This is a genomic window from Kitasatospora sp. NPDC087861 (assembly GCF_044742585.1).
In the GTDB taxonomy this organism is placed as follows: domain Bacteria; phylum Actinomycetota; class Actinomycetes; order Streptomycetales; family Streptomycetaceae; genus Kitasatospora.
Genome location: NZ_JBIUUS010000071.1, coordinates 1 through 15727, shown reverse-complemented (window position 1 = coordinate 15727; position 15727 = coordinate 1). Strand labels below are relative to the sequence as shown.

General features: G+C 72.4%; 14 protein-coding genes. 4 read left to right on the top strand and 10 right to left on the bottom strand.

Going from position 1 to position 15727, the window contains the following annotated elements; genetic code table 11:
- The coding region (locus ACIOJE_RS40295) for a hypothetical protein (protein ID WP_400783532.1) at window positions 1–279 on the top strand (279 nt) is incomplete at its 5' end.
- Between the two features lie 188 nt (window positions 280–467).
- Here ACIOJE_RS40295 and tyrS read toward each other — a convergent pair.
- Window positions 468–1739, bottom strand: a complete 1272-nt coding sequence (tyrS, locus tag ACIOJE_RS40290) for a tyrosine--tRNA ligase (protein ID WP_400783534.1) — start codon at window positions 1737–1739, stop codon at window positions 468–470.
- Between the two features lie 293 nt (window positions 1740–2032).
- Between tyrS and ACIOJE_RS40285 the strand changes: the two genes are divergently transcribed.
- The gene (locus tag ACIOJE_RS40285) at window positions 2033–2575 is read left to right on the top strand and encodes an HNH endonuclease (protein WP_280678305.1); all 543 of its coding nucleotides are present in this window, start codon (window positions 2033–2035) and stop codon (window positions 2573–2575) included.
- A gap of 111 nt (window positions 2576–2686) precedes the next feature.
- On the opposite strand, the gene ACIOJE_RS40280 is transcribed toward ACIOJE_RS40285, so the two are convergent.
- The 6 genes from ACIOJE_RS40280 to ACIOJE_RS40255 form a co-directional block, all read right to left on the bottom strand.
- A complete protein-coding gene (locus ACIOJE_RS40280) occupies window positions 2687–4687 on the bottom strand; it encodes a PQQ-binding-like beta-propeller repeat protein (RefSeq protein WP_400783530.1) in 2001 nt (666 codons plus the stop codon).
- A 94-nt stretch (window positions 4688–4781) separates the two neighbouring features.
- Window positions 4782–5087: a 4a-hydroxytetrahydrobiopterin dehydratase gene (locus tag ACIOJE_RS40275; protein WP_400783527.1), complete on the bottom strand. Its 306-nt coding sequence runs from the start codon at window positions 5085–5087 to the stop codon at window positions 4782–4784.
- Window positions 5088–5199: 112 nt separating this feature from the next.
- Window positions 5200–5958, bottom strand: a complete 759-nt coding sequence (locus ACIOJE_RS40270; protein ID WP_280678299.1) for a sulfite exporter TauE/SafE family protein — start codon at window positions 5956–5958, stop codon at window positions 5200–5202.
- A 178-nt stretch (window positions 5959–6136) separates the two neighbouring features.
- A complete protein-coding gene (locus ACIOJE_RS40265; protein WP_280678297.1) occupies window positions 6137–7180 on the bottom strand; it encodes an SPFH domain-containing protein in 1044 nt (347 codons plus the stop codon).
- A gap of 10 nt (window positions 7181–7190) precedes the next feature.
- Complete coding sequence (locus tag ACIOJE_RS40260; RefSeq protein ID WP_280678352.1) at window positions 7191–7601, bottom strand: NfeD family protein; 411 nt, start codon at window positions 7599–7601, stop codon at window positions 7191–7193.
- A 142-nt stretch (window positions 7602–7743) separates the two neighbouring features.
- Entirely contained in the window at window positions 7744–8535 is a 792-nt protein-coding gene (locus ACIOJE_RS40255; protein ID WP_280678295.1) for an ABC transporter ATP-binding protein, read from the bottom strand.
- Window positions 8536–8683: 148 nt separating this feature from the next.
- Between ACIOJE_RS40255 and ACIOJE_RS40250 the strand changes: the two genes are divergently transcribed.
- Window positions 8684–9487, top strand: coding sequence for a hypothetical protein (locus tag ACIOJE_RS40250; protein ID WP_400783525.1), 804 nt, complete (start codon window positions 8684–8686; stop codon window positions 9485–9487).
- Window positions 9488–9502: 15 nt separating this feature from the next.
- Here ACIOJE_RS40250 and ACIOJE_RS40245 read toward each other — a convergent pair whose 3' ends face one another.
- From ACIOJE_RS40245 to ACIOJE_RS40235, 3 genes are all read right to left on the bottom strand, one after another.
- Entirely contained in the window at window positions 9503–10162 is a 660-nt protein-coding gene (locus ACIOJE_RS40245; RefSeq protein WP_280678291.1) for a response regulator transcription factor, read from the bottom strand.
- Window positions 10155–11312: a GAF domain-containing sensor histidine kinase gene (locus ACIOJE_RS40240; protein ID WP_280678350.1), complete on the bottom strand. Its 1158-nt coding sequence runs from the start codon at window positions 11310–11312 to the stop codon at window positions 10155–10157. Before ACIOJE_RS40240 ends, ACIOJE_RS40245 begins: the two co-directional genes overlap by 8 nt.
- 213 nt (window positions 11313–11525) lie before the next feature.
- Complete coding sequence (locus ACIOJE_RS40235; protein WP_400783523.1) at window positions 11526–14105, bottom strand: FHA domain-containing protein; 2580 nt, start codon at window positions 14103–14105, stop codon at window positions 11526–11528.
- A 214-nt stretch (window positions 14106–14319) separates the two neighbouring features.
- Here ACIOJE_RS40235 and serB point away from each other — a divergent pair, with 214 nt between their 5' ends.
- Entirely contained in the window at window positions 14320–15576 is a 1257-nt protein-coding gene (serB, locus tag ACIOJE_RS40230) for a phosphoserine phosphatase SerB (protein WP_280678287.1), read from the top strand.
- Window positions 15577–15727 lie beyond the last annotated feature (151 nt).

The window sequence follows — 15727 nt, the reverse complement described above, 5'->3', positions numbered from 1 at the left end:
ACCCCAGAAGAATCTGAGGCCGGGGATGTCAACATATCTGGCGTTGACTTTTGGCACGCTGTTGAGTTCTCAAGGAACGGACACTTCCTTCAGGCCGCCTTCCAGCGGGCCCTCCGGGCGCTTCGTTCTTTCGTGTTTCCAGCTTACCAGATGTTTTCCGCTCCATTTTCCGGAGTTTCATTCATCCGATTTCCCGAACTGGTCAGGTTCGCTTTCCGCAACGCCCTCCACATTAGCGCATTCCGGATGTTTACCGAAATTCACATTCACCACAGTTGACGGGGACGCCAACAGACCCAAGTGAATGGGCGTCGAGGTGAGAGTGGGTCTCGCAGAGTGGGGTGGCCGCTTCAGCGACTCGTTCAACACTAGGCCACCCGGACGACATCGTCAAACGCCGAGGGCGGGATCCGGCTGGATCCCGCCCTCGGTGGTCGAAGCCGCAGGTCAGCGGCGTCGTGTTTCAGTCACGCCGTAGCCGGAACCAGCTCCGCCGCCGCCAGGTTGCGCTTGCCGCGACGCAGTACGAGCCAGCGGCCGTGCAGCAGGTCAGCCTCGGCCGGCGCTGCCTCCTCGTCCGTCACCTTGACGTTGTTGAGGTACGCGCCGCCCTCCTTGATCGTCCGACGGGCGGCCGAGCGGCTCGGCGCCAGGCCGACGGCGACCAACAGGTCGACCACCGGCTGGAGTTCGGACACCTCGGCCTTCGGGACCTCGGCCAGGGCGGCGGCCAGGGTCGGGGCCTCCAGGTCGGCGAGGTCGCCCTGGCCGAACAGCGCCTTGGATGCGGCGACCGCGCGCTCGTACTGCTCGGCGCCGTGGACGAGGGTGGTGAGCTCCTCGGCGAGGGCGCGCTGGGCGAGGCGGGCGGCAGGGCGCTCGGTGGTCTCGCGCTCCAGCTCCTCGATCTCCTCCTTCGAGCGGAAGCTGAAGATCCGCAGGAAGTTGGGGACGTCCCGGTCGTCCGCGTTCAGCCAGAACTGGTAGAAGGCGTACGGGGTGGTCAGCTCGGGGTCGAGCCAGACCGTGCCGGACTCGGTCTTGCCGAACTTGGTGCCGTCGGCCTTGACGATCAGCGGTGTGGCCAGCGCGTGGACGGACTTGCCGTCGGCCTTGCGGATCAGGTCCGTGCCGGCGGTCAGGTTGCCCCACTGGTCGCTGCCGCCGGTCTGCAGGGTGCAGCCGTAGCGGCGGTTCAGCTCCAGGTAGTCCATGCCCTGCAGGATCTGGTAGCTGAACTCGGTGTAGCTGATGCCCGCGTCAGAGTTGAGCCGTCGGGCGACGGCCTCCTTCGCGATCATGTTGTTGACGCGGAAGTACTTGCCCACGTCGCGCAGCAGGCTGATGGCCGACATCCCGGAGGTCCAGTCCAGGTTGTTCACCATGCGCGCCGCGTAGGGACCCTCGAAGTCGAGGAAGCGCGAGATCTGGCCGCGCAGGCGCTCGACCCAGCCGGCCACCGTCGCTGGGTCGTTGAGGACACGCTCGGCGGTGGGCTTCGGGTCGCCGATCAGGCCGGTGGCGCCGCCGACCAGGCCGAGCGGGAGGTTCCCCGCCTGCTGGATGCGGCGCATGGTGAGGATCTGCACGAGGTTGCCGAGGTGCAGGCTGGGGGCCGTCGGGTCGAAGCCGCAATAGAACGTGACCGGGCCGTCCGCGAACGCCTTGCGCAGTGCGTCCTCGTCAGTGGACAGGGCGATCAGCCCACGCCACTGCAGCTCGTCGACGATGTCCGTCACGGTCACGCTTCTCCTTCGATCGGGCGCCCGGCCGGTGGCGGCCCGGTTCTGTCGGGCCCCGGGTCGGAACGACTCCAGCGTGGTAGAGCCTACGCGGTCGGGGCCAGCAGGTTTTCCCCGAGGCATCGTGCCGGGCTCCTCCCCCGGCCCCTCCGGGTTCCTCCCCGATACCGGAAATTCCGTTGTTCGTCGGCTACGGGCCCGTTCAGAGTGGTGTCACCGCCGTGCGGCGGCAGTGACGTGTGTGGAGACGGTCGTGCCGCCGTGGCACGCCCGCGGGAAGGGTGTGCCAAGTGCGCAACACGCTGGTGCTGAACGCGAGCTACGAGCCCCTGACGACGGTGTCGCTCCAGCGCGCCGTCGTCCTGGTGCTCCAGGACAAGGCGGTGGTGGAGCAGGCGCATCCGCTGCGCACGATCCGGGGGACGGGCGTCAGCGTCCCGGTGCCGCGGGTGATCAGACTGCAACGCTACGTACGGGTGCCGTTCCGACAACAGGCGCCGTGGTCGCGGCGGGGTGTCCTGGCCCGGGACCAGCACCTGTGCGCGTACTGCGGGCGGCGGGCCACCACGGTGGACCACCTGCACCCCAGGTCGCGCGGTGGGGAGGACAGCTGGCTGAACACCGTGGCCGCGTGCGCGGAGGACAACCAGCGCAAGGCGGACCGGACGCCGGAGCAGGCCGGGATGAAGCTGCTGCGCCGGCCGTTCGTGCCGACGCCGCAGGCCACCCTGATGCTGGCGCTCGGTCTGCGCGGCTCGGAGGCCCGGGAGCTGGCCGACTGGCTGCCGCCCGTTCCGGGCCAGTCCGCTCCGGCGGCCCTCCCCGCAGCGTGAGCAGCCCTCCGGAGTCGTACGGCGAGCCCGCTGGCCCGCGGGCGAGCCCGGCGACGCGTGCGACGGGACGGGCAGGGGCGGCGAGGCCGGCCGCGAGCGACGGGGCCGGGGCTAGCCCTTCGCCTGGTAGCCCGCCGCCGTGCCGTAGTTGGCCGAGTGCTCGGGTATCACGACCACCCGGCCGCCGCCGATCAGCACCCGTCCGGAGACCAGCAGCGAGCCGGTGCCCGGCGGGAAGTTTCCGCCGGTCGCCTCCTGCCCACCGGCCAGCGGGAACCGGCTGAGGCGGGCGGGCTGGTCGCGGCGTTCGTCGGCGGCGAGCACCAGCGCGCCGCCGTCGACGCCGACCGCCCGGACGGTGCCCTTGGCGGCGGTCGGCGCCTTCCAGCGCTGCTTGCCGGTGTCGAGGTCGTAACCGACCGCCACGACCGGTCCGCCGCCGTTCGCCGGGACGAGCGTGGTGACCATCGTGCGGTCCCGGAAGAACACCTCGGGAGTGGCCGAGAACGTGCCGTGGCCGACGTCCAACCGGCCGCCGTCGCCGACCACCGGGATCTCGGCGGCCGGGTCGCCGCCCGCTCCCCAGGCGAACACCCGGTCGTCCGCGGGCTTCTCGCCCGTGGTGAGGACGACGGAGGGCTCGGCGGAGAGGACGGTCACCGTCTTCGGCCGGTTGTTCAGGCCGCGCCACCAGGCGACCTTGCCGTCCGCCGTGTTCAGTGCGACGGCCTGGTCGGTGGGGGTCGAGTCGGCGCAGGAGGAGGCGACCAGCACGGTCTTGCCGGTGACGCCGCCGGACAGCGTGCAGAACTTGCCCTGCCCGGTGTACTGCCAGACGTCCTTGCCGTCCGCGGCCTCCCAGGCGACGGCCCGGTCGTCGCCGACCGCGATCACCTTGTCCTCGGCGACGCCGATCCGCGCGCCGTAGGCGCCCTTGGTATCCGAGACGGTCTTCGTCCACGCGGTCTTGCCGGTCTTGGTGTCCACCGCGGCGACCAGGGTGCACGGGCTCTTCGGGTCGGCCTGGGCCCGGAACAGCACCGCGCCCAGCCCGGCCTGGTTCACACCCGCCGACAGCCCGCACGGGACGGCCCCGGCGGCCGGCGGCTCGACCGACCAGACGGGCTTGCCCGCCGCCAGGTCGTAGGCGCGCACGCCGGCGGCGTCGGCCCGGACCACCGCGTCGGCCAGCAGCCAGCTGCCGACCAGCGTGTCGTCGCCCGCCTGGCCGGCCGCGGCGGGCTGGGCGGACCAGACCCTGGTGTGCGCGACGGCGAAACCCGGCTCCCCACCGCTGTCGGCGGCCGCCGTCCCGCCGCCCTCGGCACCGACCATCAGACCGGCCGTGATCAGCACGCCCAACGCGGCCACCCCGGCACCGGTGCGCACCAGCAGGGTCCGCCGACTGGGCACGTGCTCGCCGGAGAGCACGGCTCCGGCGGCGGCCCGGGCCTTGGCCGAGAGCGAGGAGCCGGCCTGCGAGGAACCGGCCTTCGAGGAGTTGGCCTTCGAGGAACCGGCCTTGGGGGAGCCACCCCGCCGGGCGGCGGCCCGCGACGACGCGACGGGTTCGGCCTCCGGCTCCGGCTCGGACTCCGTGGGCGGTTCCGCCGCAACGGGCTCCGCGTCCTCGATGTGCACGTACCCGTCGGCCGAGTACTCCGCCCCCGCCGGAACGTACAGCCCCTCCCCCGCGGGCTGCTGCGGGACGGCGTACGGCTCGTACGGCTGCTGCCCGTAGGCCGCGAACTGCTCCGCGGACTGGTCCGCGAACTGCTCCGGGTACTGGTGGTACGCCCGGTGCTGCTCCTCGGCGTAGCCGCCCTGGACATGGCCGCCCTGCACGTACCCGGTCTGGCCGTACTCGCCCTGCCCGTACTGCAGGGTCTGCCCGTACCCGCCGTCCCCGTACGCGCTCTGGCCGTAGCCCGCCGTCGTCTGCCAGTACTCCTGCTGCGACAACTGCTGCGGCTGCTGGGGCTCCTGCGACTGCGACTGCGACTGCGACTCGTGGTACCCGCCGCCCAACCAGACCTGCTGGCCGTGCTGGCCGTGCTGGCCCTGGGGGTACCACGGCTGCTGCTGGGCGTCTCCGAAGGGCTCCTGCGCCATCCGTTCCGTCCCTCCCGAGCCGCCTGCCAATGTGCGGCAGTCAGCATCTCACGCCCGTCGGAGCGCGCCACCCCGGCCTCGGTCGGCCCGCAGCTCAGCCCGCGGACTCGGCGCGCAGCGCCTCGTCGATCCGGGCGGCCAGGCCGAAGTCCAGGCCGGTGAGCCCGCCCGCGCTGTGGGTGGAGAGGACGAAGCGCAGATTGCGCCAGCGGATGTCGATGTCGGGGTGGTGGTCGAGCGCCTCGGCCTGCCCGGCGACGGCGACGACCACCCGGATCGCCGCCGGGAAGTCGGGGGCGGCGGCACTGCGGGCGATGCTGTCGCCCTCCCGGGTCCACTGCGGCAGCGCCGCCAGGGCCGCCGTGATCTCGTCCTCGCTCAGCCGTGCCCTGCTGCTCATCGAAGCGCTTCCGTTCGTCGTCCGGTCAGGCCTGTACCCCGAGGAACATACCGAGCCGGGGCCGCCCGCAGCGGGCGACACAGCCCCGCGCGGACAACCTCCTGACGGATGCTCAGCTCATCAGCAGCTTGGTGACGGCGACGAGGCCGACCACCACGATGATCCCGCGCAACGCGGTCGGCGGGAGGCGGCGGCCGACCTTGGCCCCGACCATGCCACCGACCAGCGAGCCGGCCGCGATCAGCCCGGCGGCCGCCCAGTCGACGGTGGAGGTGAACAGGAAGAAGAGCGCGGCGACGCTGTTGACGATCATCGCCAGGGCGTTCTTCACGGCGTTGATCCGCTGCAGGTCCTCCTGGAGCAGCATGCCCATGAGCGCCATCAGCAGGACGCCCTGCGCGGCGCCGAAGTAGCCGCCGTAGATGCCGGTGAGGAAGACCCCGACGAGCAGCACCCAGCTGCCGTCCGGGTCCCCGTCGGGGCGGCGGCGGGCGGCGACCGCCTTGGCGACCCGGGGCTGGACCACCACCAGGACGAGGGCGAGCAGGATCAGCACCGGGACGATCGCGTCGAAGGCGCCGCTCGGCAGCCTGATCAGCAGCAGCGCCCCGACCAGTCCGCCCAGCAACGAGGCGGTGCCCAGGCGCAGCAGTCGACGCCCCTGCCCGGCCAGCTCGCGGCGGTAGCCGATCACGCCGCTGAGCGAACCGGGCACCAGGCCAAAGGAGTTGGAGACGTTGGCGGTGACCGGTGGAAGGCCGACGGCGAGCAGCACCGGGAACGTGATCAGCGTGCCGGAGCCGACGATCACGTTGATCATCCCGGCGCCGACGCCCGCCACCAGGACGGCGATCGCTTCCCAGAGCGTCATGGGTCACCTCTCCTCTCGGTCCTGTCCGAGGGGATCATGCCGGACGGCCGACCGGCCGGACCAGGGCCGCCCACGATTCGGGACGTACGCCACAGCACCAGGGGCCTGCCACCGTACGGTGGCAGGCCCCTGGGAGCGCCTTCACGGACCGGCCCCGGCCCGGAAGAGGCTCAGCCGGTCACTCCGGGTCGATCTTGCGGTACTCGCGGGCCGGGTCCACCCGGGGGCGGGCGGCACCCTTCTCGGTGTCCACCGGGCGCGGGCCGGCCGCCGGGTCGAGCGGCACCTGGGTGGCCGCGGGGGCCGCGGGCGGGATGCTCGGGGCGGCGACCGCACCGCCGTTGGCGTTGCCGGTCAGTCCGCCGAACGCGCCGCCGAGGCCCTTGAGGGCGTCGCCGACCTCGCTGGGGATGATCCAGAGCTTGTTGGAGTCGCCCTTGGCCAGCTCGGGCAGGGTCTGCAGGTACTGGTAGGCGAGCAGCTTCTGGTCGGCGTCGCCGTCGTGGATGGCCTCGAAGACCGTCCGGATCGCGGCCGCCTCACCGTCGGCGCGCAGCACCGCGGCCTGCGCCTCACCCTCGGCCCGCAGGACGTCGGCCTGCTTCTCACCCTCGGCCTTGAGGATCTGGGCCTGCCGCTGGCCCTCGGCGGTGAGGATCGCGGCGCGCTTGTCACGGTCGGCGCGCATCTGCTTCTCCATCGAGTCCTGGATGGAGGTCGGCGGCTCGATCGCCTTCAGCTCGACGCGGTTGACCCGGATGCCCCACTTGCCGGTGGCCTCGTCCAGGACGCCGCGCAGGCCGGCGTTGATGACCTCGCGCGAGGTCAGGGTGGATTCGAGGTCCATCGAGCCGATGATGTTGCGCAGCGTGGTGACGGTCAGCTGCTCGATGGCCTGGATGTAGCTCGCGACCTCGTAGGTGGCCGCGCGCGGGTCGGTGACCTGGTAGTAGATCACCGTGTCGATGTTGACGACCAGGTTGTCCTGGGTGATCACCGGCTGCGGCGGGAACGGCACGACCTGCTCGCGCAGGTCGATCCGGTTGCGGACCCGGTCGATGAACGGGACGACGATGTTCAGCCCTGCGTTGAGCGTCCGGGTGTAGCGGCCGAAGCGCTCCACGATCGCGGCGCTGGCCTGCGGGATGACCTGGATCGTCTTGATCAACGCGATGAAGGCCACCACGACCAGGACGACCAGGACGATAAGGACGGGTTCCACGGACTCTCCCCTAGATGACCAGGGCGGTCGCGCCCTGGATTTCGACGACGTCGACCTGCTGTCCCGGTTGGTACACGCTGTCCGGGTGGAGCGCGCGGGCCGACCAGATCTCGCCGTTCAGCTTGATCCGTCCGCCCTCCCCGTCGACGGTTTCCGCGACGACCGCGGTGGCGCCCTGGAGCGCCTCGATGCCCATCTTGATGTGCGGGCCCTGCCGCAGCTGCCGGTAGGCGATCGGGCGGACGACGACCAGCAGCGAGACCGAGACCGCGATGAAGGTCAGGGTCTGCCAGACCGCTCCCGCACCCAGCCCGGCCACGCCGGCGGCCGCCAGCGCACCGACCGCGAACATGGCGAACTCCGGCATCGCGGTCAGCACCAGCGGTATGCCGAGCCCGACGGCGGCCAGGAGCCACCAGATCCAGCTGTCCACGTGTCCATCCTAGGGAGCGAAGGGCCTTCGAGGCGGACAGTTCCCGCAGGTCGAGGGGCGGAAACCGGTCGCACGTGCGACCGGTCTCCGGAGACCCGGCGGGCGTGGCGTACGGAGGGGCGGCGGGGGCTCAGCCCAGCGGCAGGCCCTGCGCCGACCAGCGGTCCCCGTGGCGCTCCAGGGTGAGCGGCAGGCCGAAGCACTTGGAGAGGTTACGGGCGGTCAGCTCGGTGTCGATCGGACCGGCGGTGAGCACCTTGCCCTGGCGGATCATCAGGACGTGGGTGAAGCCCGGCGCGATCTCCTCGACGTGGTGGGTGACCATCGCCATCGCCGGGGCGAACTCGTCCTGGGCGAGTGCGCCGAGCCGGCGGACCAGGTCCTCGCGGCCGCCGAGGTCCAGGCCGGCCGCCGGCTCGTCGAGCAGCAGCAGCTCGGGGTCGGTCATCAGGGCGCGGGCGATCAGGGTGCGCTTGCGCTCGCCCTCGGAGAGGGTGCCGAACTTGCGGCCGGTGAGGTTGGACATGCCGAGCCGGTCGAGCAGCGCGAGCGCGCGGGACTCGTCGGACTGCTCGTAGGTCTCCTGCCAGCTGACCGTCATGCCGTAGGCGGCGGTCAGCACGGTCTGCAGCACGGTCTGCTCGGCCGGCAGCTTGTCGAACATGGCGGCGCCGGCCAGCCCGATCCGGGAGCGCAGTTCGAAGACGTCGACCTCGCCCAGCTTCTCGCCCAGCACCGACACCTTGCCCGCGGTCGGGAACAGGTAGGTGGCGGCGATCTGCAGCAGCGTGGTCTTCCCGGCGCCGTTGGGGCCGAGGATGACCCAGCGCTCCCCCTCGGAGATGGACCACGAGACCTGGTCGACCAGCGCGCGCCCTTCCCGGACCACGGATACGTCCACCAGCTCCAGCACGTCGCTCATGCCTACGCCTTCCCCAATACAAGAATCTCGGCCGTCGGTGCGGGCGGCGAGCCTACTCCGGCAGCCGGTGGGCACGGGGTGGGTGCGCCGCACACGCATGGGCAAACCTACGCCACGCGGATGACCGCCGATTCCGTAGGCTGGCCGGATGCTCGCGACTCCTGCCGACAATCCGTACGAAGAACCCCGTTCGGGGCGGCTGGCCGCGTGGGGCAACGCCCTGCTGGCCGGTCTGGTGCCGCCCGACAACGCCGCCGCGGCCGTTCTGGGCGACGACGAGAGCCACCGGGTGACCGGTCTGCCCGGGGACGAGCCGGGCGAGCGGCACGGCCTCACCTGGGCGTTGGGACGGCTGCGGGTGCTGGGCGTGAAGGGCCTGCGGCTGGCTCTGCCGTCCGCCGGGCACCCGCTCGGGCTGACCGGCCCGGCGCGGTTCAACGAGCTCGCGATGGGCGCCGGCGAGGCGGTGCTGGCGGTGGGCGTCCCGCTCGGGCTGGTGCCGGAGGTGACGGTGTTCGGCCCGGCCGGGGACCGCTCGGCGACGGTGCTGTGGCGCTGCCTTGAGATCAACGACACACCGCCGGCCGACGTCCCGTCGCTGCAGGAGGCCGAACGGGAGCTGGCCGACGGGCTGCGCGAGGCGACCGTCCTGTTGACCCGGCTGGACGTGGCGGGCGCCGGGCCGGAGGCGCTGCGGGCGCTGGAGGCGTACCGCAGGCGCGGGCACGTCGAGCTGCTGGCGCCGGGGTACCCGGCGCGCGCCGTGCGGGTGCTGGAGTCGGCCCGGCAGGTGTCGGCGCTGCTGGACATCGCCGCGGGCGGGCACGGCGCGGCGGTCAGCGCCTCCGAGATGGCGGCGCGGCAGTCGGTGCTGGCGCCGCTGCGGCGCACCGCCCGGCGGGCACAGGTGGCGGCGTACAACGCGCTGGTCGACGAGCGCGAGGAACACTAGCCGCGCCAGGACCGGTCAGCCGTCCCCCCGGGCCTCGCCGTTGCGGACGGCCCACAGCGCCGCCTGGGTGCGGTCCGCGAGGTCCAGCTTCATCAGGATGTTGGAGACGTGGGTCTTCACCGTCTTCTCCGACAGGTGCAGGCTGCGGGCGATCTCGCGGTTGGAGCGGCCGTCGGCGATGTGGCCGAGGACCTCGCGCTCGCGTTCGGTGAGGGTGCCGCCGCGGCCCTGCGGGGCGCGCGGGCCGTCGTCGGCGAGCAGCGCCTCGGCCAGTTCCGGCTGGAGCAGGACGTGGCCGGCGTGCACCGAGCGGATCGCGCCGGCCAGCGCCTCCGGGTCGACGTCCTTGTAGACGTACCCGGCGGCGCCGGCCCGCAGCGCGGGGACCATCGTGCGGTGCTCGGTGAAGCTGGTCACGATCAGGATCCGGGCCCGGCTGCCCTCCCCCTTGAGCGTGCGCAGCGCCTCGATGCCGTCGACGCCGGGCATCTTGAGGTCCATCAGCACGACGTCGGGGTCGAGCTCGCGGGCGCGGTCGACGCCCTCCGCCCCGTCGGCGGCCTCGCCGACCACCTCGATGTCGTCCTGGACCTCCAGGAACGTGCGCAGCCCGCGGCGAACCACCTGATGGTCGTCCACCAGCAGGACACGGATCGACGGCGTGCTGTCAGGCACCGGGGACCTCCATCTCGACGAGCGTCCCCCGGCCGGGGGCGGACTCCAGGGTGAGCGTGCCGCCGACGGCGGCCGCGCGGTCGCGCATCGAGGCCAGGCCGAGGTGGCGGCCCGCCCGGCGGACGGACTCGGGGTCGAAGCCGTGCCCGTCGTCGCGCACCCGCAGGACGGCGCCGCGCGCGGGCGTGCCGGCCAGGGTGACGGTGACGCGGCCGGCGCCGGAGTGGCGCAGCGCGTTGTGCAGCGCCTCCTGGGCGACCCGCAGCAGGGCGGCCTCCTGCGCGGGCGGCAGGGCGCGGACCTGGTCGGCGGCGAAGGCGACGTCCGCGGTGTGGGCCCGGTCCAGGACCTGCACCTGGGAGGCGAGGGTGGCGCTCAGCCCGTCCTCCTCCAGCGCGGCGGGGCGCAGCTCGACGACGACGGCGCGCAGTTCGTCGGCGGCCTCGGCCGCGAGCCGGGCGACCTCGGCGAGTTCGGCGCGGGCCCGGGCCGGGTCGCGGTCGACGAGCGTGGCGGCGGCCTTGGCGGTGAGCCGCAGCGAGAAGAGCTTCTGCGAGACGGCGTCGTGCAGGTCGTGGGCGATGCGGGCGCGTTCGCCGGCCAGGGTGAGTTCGCGGCTGCGCTCGTACAGGCGGGCGTTGGACAGGGCGAGGGCGGCGTGCGCGGCGAGTATCCGCAGCAGTTCCTCGTCGTGGTCGGTGAACAGGCCGCCGCCGCGCTTGTTGGCGAGGAAGATGACGCCGGTGACCTGCGGTTCGTCCTCGGCGGCGTCGGTGTCCAGGATCGGCATGCCGAGGAAGGCGTCCATCTCGGGGTGGGCGGCCGGCCAGCCGCCGAAGGCCGGGGCCTTGCGGACGTCGGCGAGCCGGGTGGGGCCGGTCTCGTGCAGCATCTTGGCGAGCACGCCGTGCTGGCGGGGCAGCGGGCCGATCGCCCGCCATTGCTCGTCGGTGACGCCGTCGACGACGAACTGGGCGAAGCCGCCGTGGTCGTCGGGCACTCCCAGGGCCGCGTACTCGGCGCCGAGGAGGTCGCGGGCGGAGGCGGTGATGCGGCGCAGCACCTCGCGGACCTCCAGGTGCCGGCTCATCGCGAGCAGCGCCTGGCTGACGGCCTCGATGCCGGCCAGGCAGGGGTCGCAGCCGGGCATCGGGCGGGCCGGGCTGATGTGGTCGAGGTGCGGGCCGGCCGGGCTCAGGTGACCGTTGGGCGTGCTGGGCATACCGCCAAACTACCGCCGCCGCGGGCGCCGCCGCGTCCGTCCCCGGCCGGGGCGGGCGCAGGTCCGGGGACCTAGGACCAGACGCCGAAGGGGTGGCCCTCCCCCAGTGGGAGGGCCACCCCTTCGGCGGTCGGGAAAGGCTCAGCCCTTCTGCATGACCTCGGGCTCGTGGCGGCGCTGGAGCCTGGTCACGACGACGCCGATGACGATCGAGATCACGATCAGCGCGCCCGCGTCGATCGACCACTGGGCGACGCTGTTGGTCCACAGCGGGTCGTACTTGGGGTTCTGGAAGTCCTTGTTCCAGGGGCCCATGAGCTTCGACAGGTCGAGCGTGGTGGCCACGATGCCGGTGCCCCAGCGGGCCGGCATCAGCCAGGCGCCCTGCTCCAGGCCGGGCTTGCTGAAGATCTGGAACAGGCAGCCGGTGAAGACGACCTGGATGATCGCGAACATGACCAGCAGCGGCATGGTCTTCTCGGAGGTCTTCACCAGGGCCGAGATCATCAGGCCGAACATCATCGCGGTGAAGCTGAGCAGGATCATGCCGATGGTCATCTCGATGATCGGCAGGTTCTTGACGATCAGGCCGTGCTCGGGGAGCTTGCGCGGCAGGAAGCCGACGGCGGAGACGATGGCGCCCTGGATCACGCTGAAGAAGCCCAGCACGATGATCTTGGACATCATGTACGCCGAGCGGGAGAGCCCGGTGGCCCGTTCTCGCTCGTAGATCGCCCGCTCCTTGATCAACTCGCGGACCGAGTTGGCCGCCCCGGAGAAGCAGGCGCCGATCGCCAGGATCATGAGGATCGTCGCCGCGCCGCTGTTGAGGTGGAGCTGCGTCTTCGGGTTGGGCGCCAGGCCCGCCTCATTGGGCACCAGCACGCTGACCGCGCCGATGACGGCGGGCAGCAGCACCGACAGGGCCAGGAAGCCGCGGTCCGAGGCGAGCACCGACAGGTAGCGGCGGATCAGCGTCCACAGCTGCGAGCCCCAGCTCTGCGGCTTGGGCGGGCGGACCGCCTCCTGCGCGACCCGGGCGTGCTGCACCTCGCCCGCGTCCACGTCGGGGGCGGAGTACTGCTGGTAGTGCACCGAACCGCGGTAGCGGCCGGCCCAGTCGTGGTCCGGGTAGTTCTCGAAGGCCTGGAAGACGTCCGCCCAGGTCTCGTACCCGAAGAAGTGCAGCGCCTCGTCCGGCGGGCCGAAGTAGGCCACCGATCCGCCCGGCGCCATCACCAGCAGCCGGTCGCAGAGCGCGAGTTCGGCCACCGAGTGGGTCACGACCAGGATGGTGCGGCCGTCGTCGGCGAGGCCGCGCAGCATCTGCATGACCTCGCGGTCCATGCCCGGGTCGAGGCCCGAGGTGGGCTCGTCCAGGAAGATCAGCGACGGCTTGGTGAGCAGCTCCAGGGCGACCGAGACGCGCTTCTGCTGGCCGCCGGAGAGCGCGGTGATGCGGTTGTCGGCACGCTTGTCCAGGCGCAGCTCGTACAGCACCTCGTCGATCCGGGCCTCGCGCTCGCGCGCCTCGGTGTCACCGGGGAAGCGCAGCCGGGCCGCGTACTTGAGCCCGGTGCGGACGGTGAGTTCCTTGTGCAGGATCTCGGACTGCGGCACCAGGCCGATGCGCGAGCGGAGTTCGGCGAACTGCTTGTAGAGGTTGCGGCCGTCGTACAGCACCTCGCCGCGGTCGGCCGGGCGGTAGCCGGTGAGGGCGCGCAGCAGGGTCGACTTGCCGGAGCCGGACGGGCCGATGACGGCGACCAGGGACTTCTCCGGGACACCGAAGCTGACGTCGTTGAGCAGGACCTTCTTGGCACCCTTGTGCTCGACCTCGACGGTCAGGTGGCGGGCCGAGAAGGAGACCGCGCCGGTGTCGACGAACTCCTGCAGCTGGTCGCCGACCAGGACGAAGCTGGAGTGCCCGACGGTCAGCCGGTCCTGCGGGCCCATCAGCTGGCGCTGCACCCGCTCGCCGTTGAGGAAGATCCCGTTGTGGCTGCCGAGGTCGACGATCTCGTAGCGGCCGTCCTGGAGTTGACGCAGTTCGGCGTGGTGGCGGGAGACCTGGAGGTCGGAGACCACGATGTCGTTGTCGAGCGCGCGGCCGATCCGGACGGTGCGCATCGCGGCCGTCAGGTTGCGGATGATCGTCGGCTGCGGGCCGCCGGCGTCCTGGGCGGCGGGCGGGAAGGACTGCTGCTGCGGGAAGCCGCCCTGCTGGGCCGGGAAGGCCTGCTGCTGCGGGAACGGCTGCGGCTGTCCCGCCCAGGCCTGCTCGGGCTGCGGCGGGAAGGGGGCCGGCGGCGGCGCCCAGCCCTGCTGCGGGCCCGGCGGCTGGGGCGTCGGCACGGCGCCGCGGCTGGTGGCGGCCTCGTGCCAGGCCGGGGCCTGGGGGGCGGCGGCGTGCGGGGCGGCGGCGTGGGCGGGCGCGGAGAAGCCGAGCCGGGGGCCGTTCTCGGGGTTGCCGAGGTTGACGACGGCGCCGGGGAACAGCTGGGCCTGCATGGTACGGGCGCCGGCCACGTAGGTGCCGTTGGTGCTGCCGTGGTCGTCCAGCTGCCAGCTGCTACCGGTGAAGCTGATGGTCCCGTGGTGCCAGGAGACCCTGGCGTCGTCGAACGGGAAGTCCGACTGCGGGTTACGCCCGATGGTGTAGGACCGCCCGGGCTCAAGAGTCCGCTGCTGTCCGTTGATATCAATGACGAGTTGCGGCACTGCTCGCCTGCCCCGCTCTCTCGGTTCCCCCGAATTGTGGCCCCCGACCAGGGGTGCGATGTTTCTGAAACTGACGGGGGGAATCATTCCAGCCTGCCGACCGCCGATAAAAGTCACCCCGGGTGACTGTGACCAGCCTGCTACCCGGGCACCCGTCCGCGACGTGGGACGGGTGCCCTGGGCCCGCCGGCCGGCGGGTAGCGTGGGAGGCACCATGAACGCATCGCCCCTGGCCGCTGAGCCCCTCCCCGCCGCCCAGCCCCGGACCGCGGACGAGCGCACCCTGCTCGTCAAGGTGTTCGGCAAGGACCGCCCCGGCATCACCGCCGGCCTCTTCGCCACCCTCGCCGGCTTCGCCGTCGACGTGATCGACATCGAGCAGGTCGTGACCCGTGGCCGCATCACGCTCTGCGCACTGGTCACCCCGCCCACCGCCCCCGGCGCCGAGGGCGGCCTGCGGGCCACCGTGCACCGCTGGGCGGAGGAGCAGAAGCTCCAGGCCGAGATCCTCTCCGGCATCGGCGACAACCGGCCGCGCCGCGAGGGCCGTTCGCACGTCACCGTGCTCGGCCACCCGCTGACCTCCGCCGCGGTCTCCGCGCTCACCTCCCGGATCACCGCGGCGGGCGGCAACATCGACCGCGTCTTCCGGCTCGCCAAGTACCCGGTGACGGCGGTCGAGCTGGCCGTGTCCGGTGTGGCCACCGACGAGCTGCGGGCCGAGCTGGCCCAGGAGGCGTCCACCCAGCGGGTGGACGTCGCGGTGGTCGCGGCCGGGCTGGAGCGCCGGGCCAAGCGCCTGGTGGTGATGGACGTCGACTCCACGCTCATCCAGGACGAGGTGATCGAGCTGTTCGCGGCCCACGCGGGCTGCGAGGAGGAGGTCGCCGAGGTGACGGCGGCGGCGATGCGCGGCGAGCTGGACTTCGCCGAGTCGCTGCGGGCCCGGGTGGCACTGCTGGCCGGGCTGGACGCCTCGGTGACCGAGAAGGTGCGCGCGGAGGTCCGCTTCACGCCGGGCGCGCGCACCCTGATCCGCACCCTGCAGCGCCTGGGCTTCCAGGTCGCGGTGGTCTCGGGCGGGTTCACCCAGGTCACCGACCACCTGGTCGAGCAGCTGGGGCTGGACTTCGCGGCCGCCAACACCCTGGAGGTGGTGGACGGCCGGTTCACCGGCCGGGTGATCGGCGAGATCGTGGACCGGGCGGGCAAGGCGCGTTGGCTGGCCAGGTTCGCCGAGCAGGCGAAGGTGCCGCTGGAGCAGACGGTGGCGATCGGCGACGGCGCCAACGACCTGGACATGCTGAACGCGGCCGGGCTGGGGGTGGCGTTCAACGCCAAGCCGGTGGTGCGCGAGGCCGCCGACACCGCGGTCAACGTGCCGTTCCTGGACACCGTGCTGTACCTGCTGGGCATCACCCGCGAGGAGGTCGAGGCGGCCGACGCGCTCGACGGCAGCGTGACCGAGTAGGGGCCTGAGGAGGTAGGAGGGGGGCGGGGGGGCCCGGGCCCCCGCCCCCCCCCCCCCCGGGGCCCCGGGGGTAAGTACGGCGGCGGGGTGTATGACCACCCCACCGCCAAGCCCCGCCCGACCCCCCAGCACGGGGCGCCCCAAAAGAGCA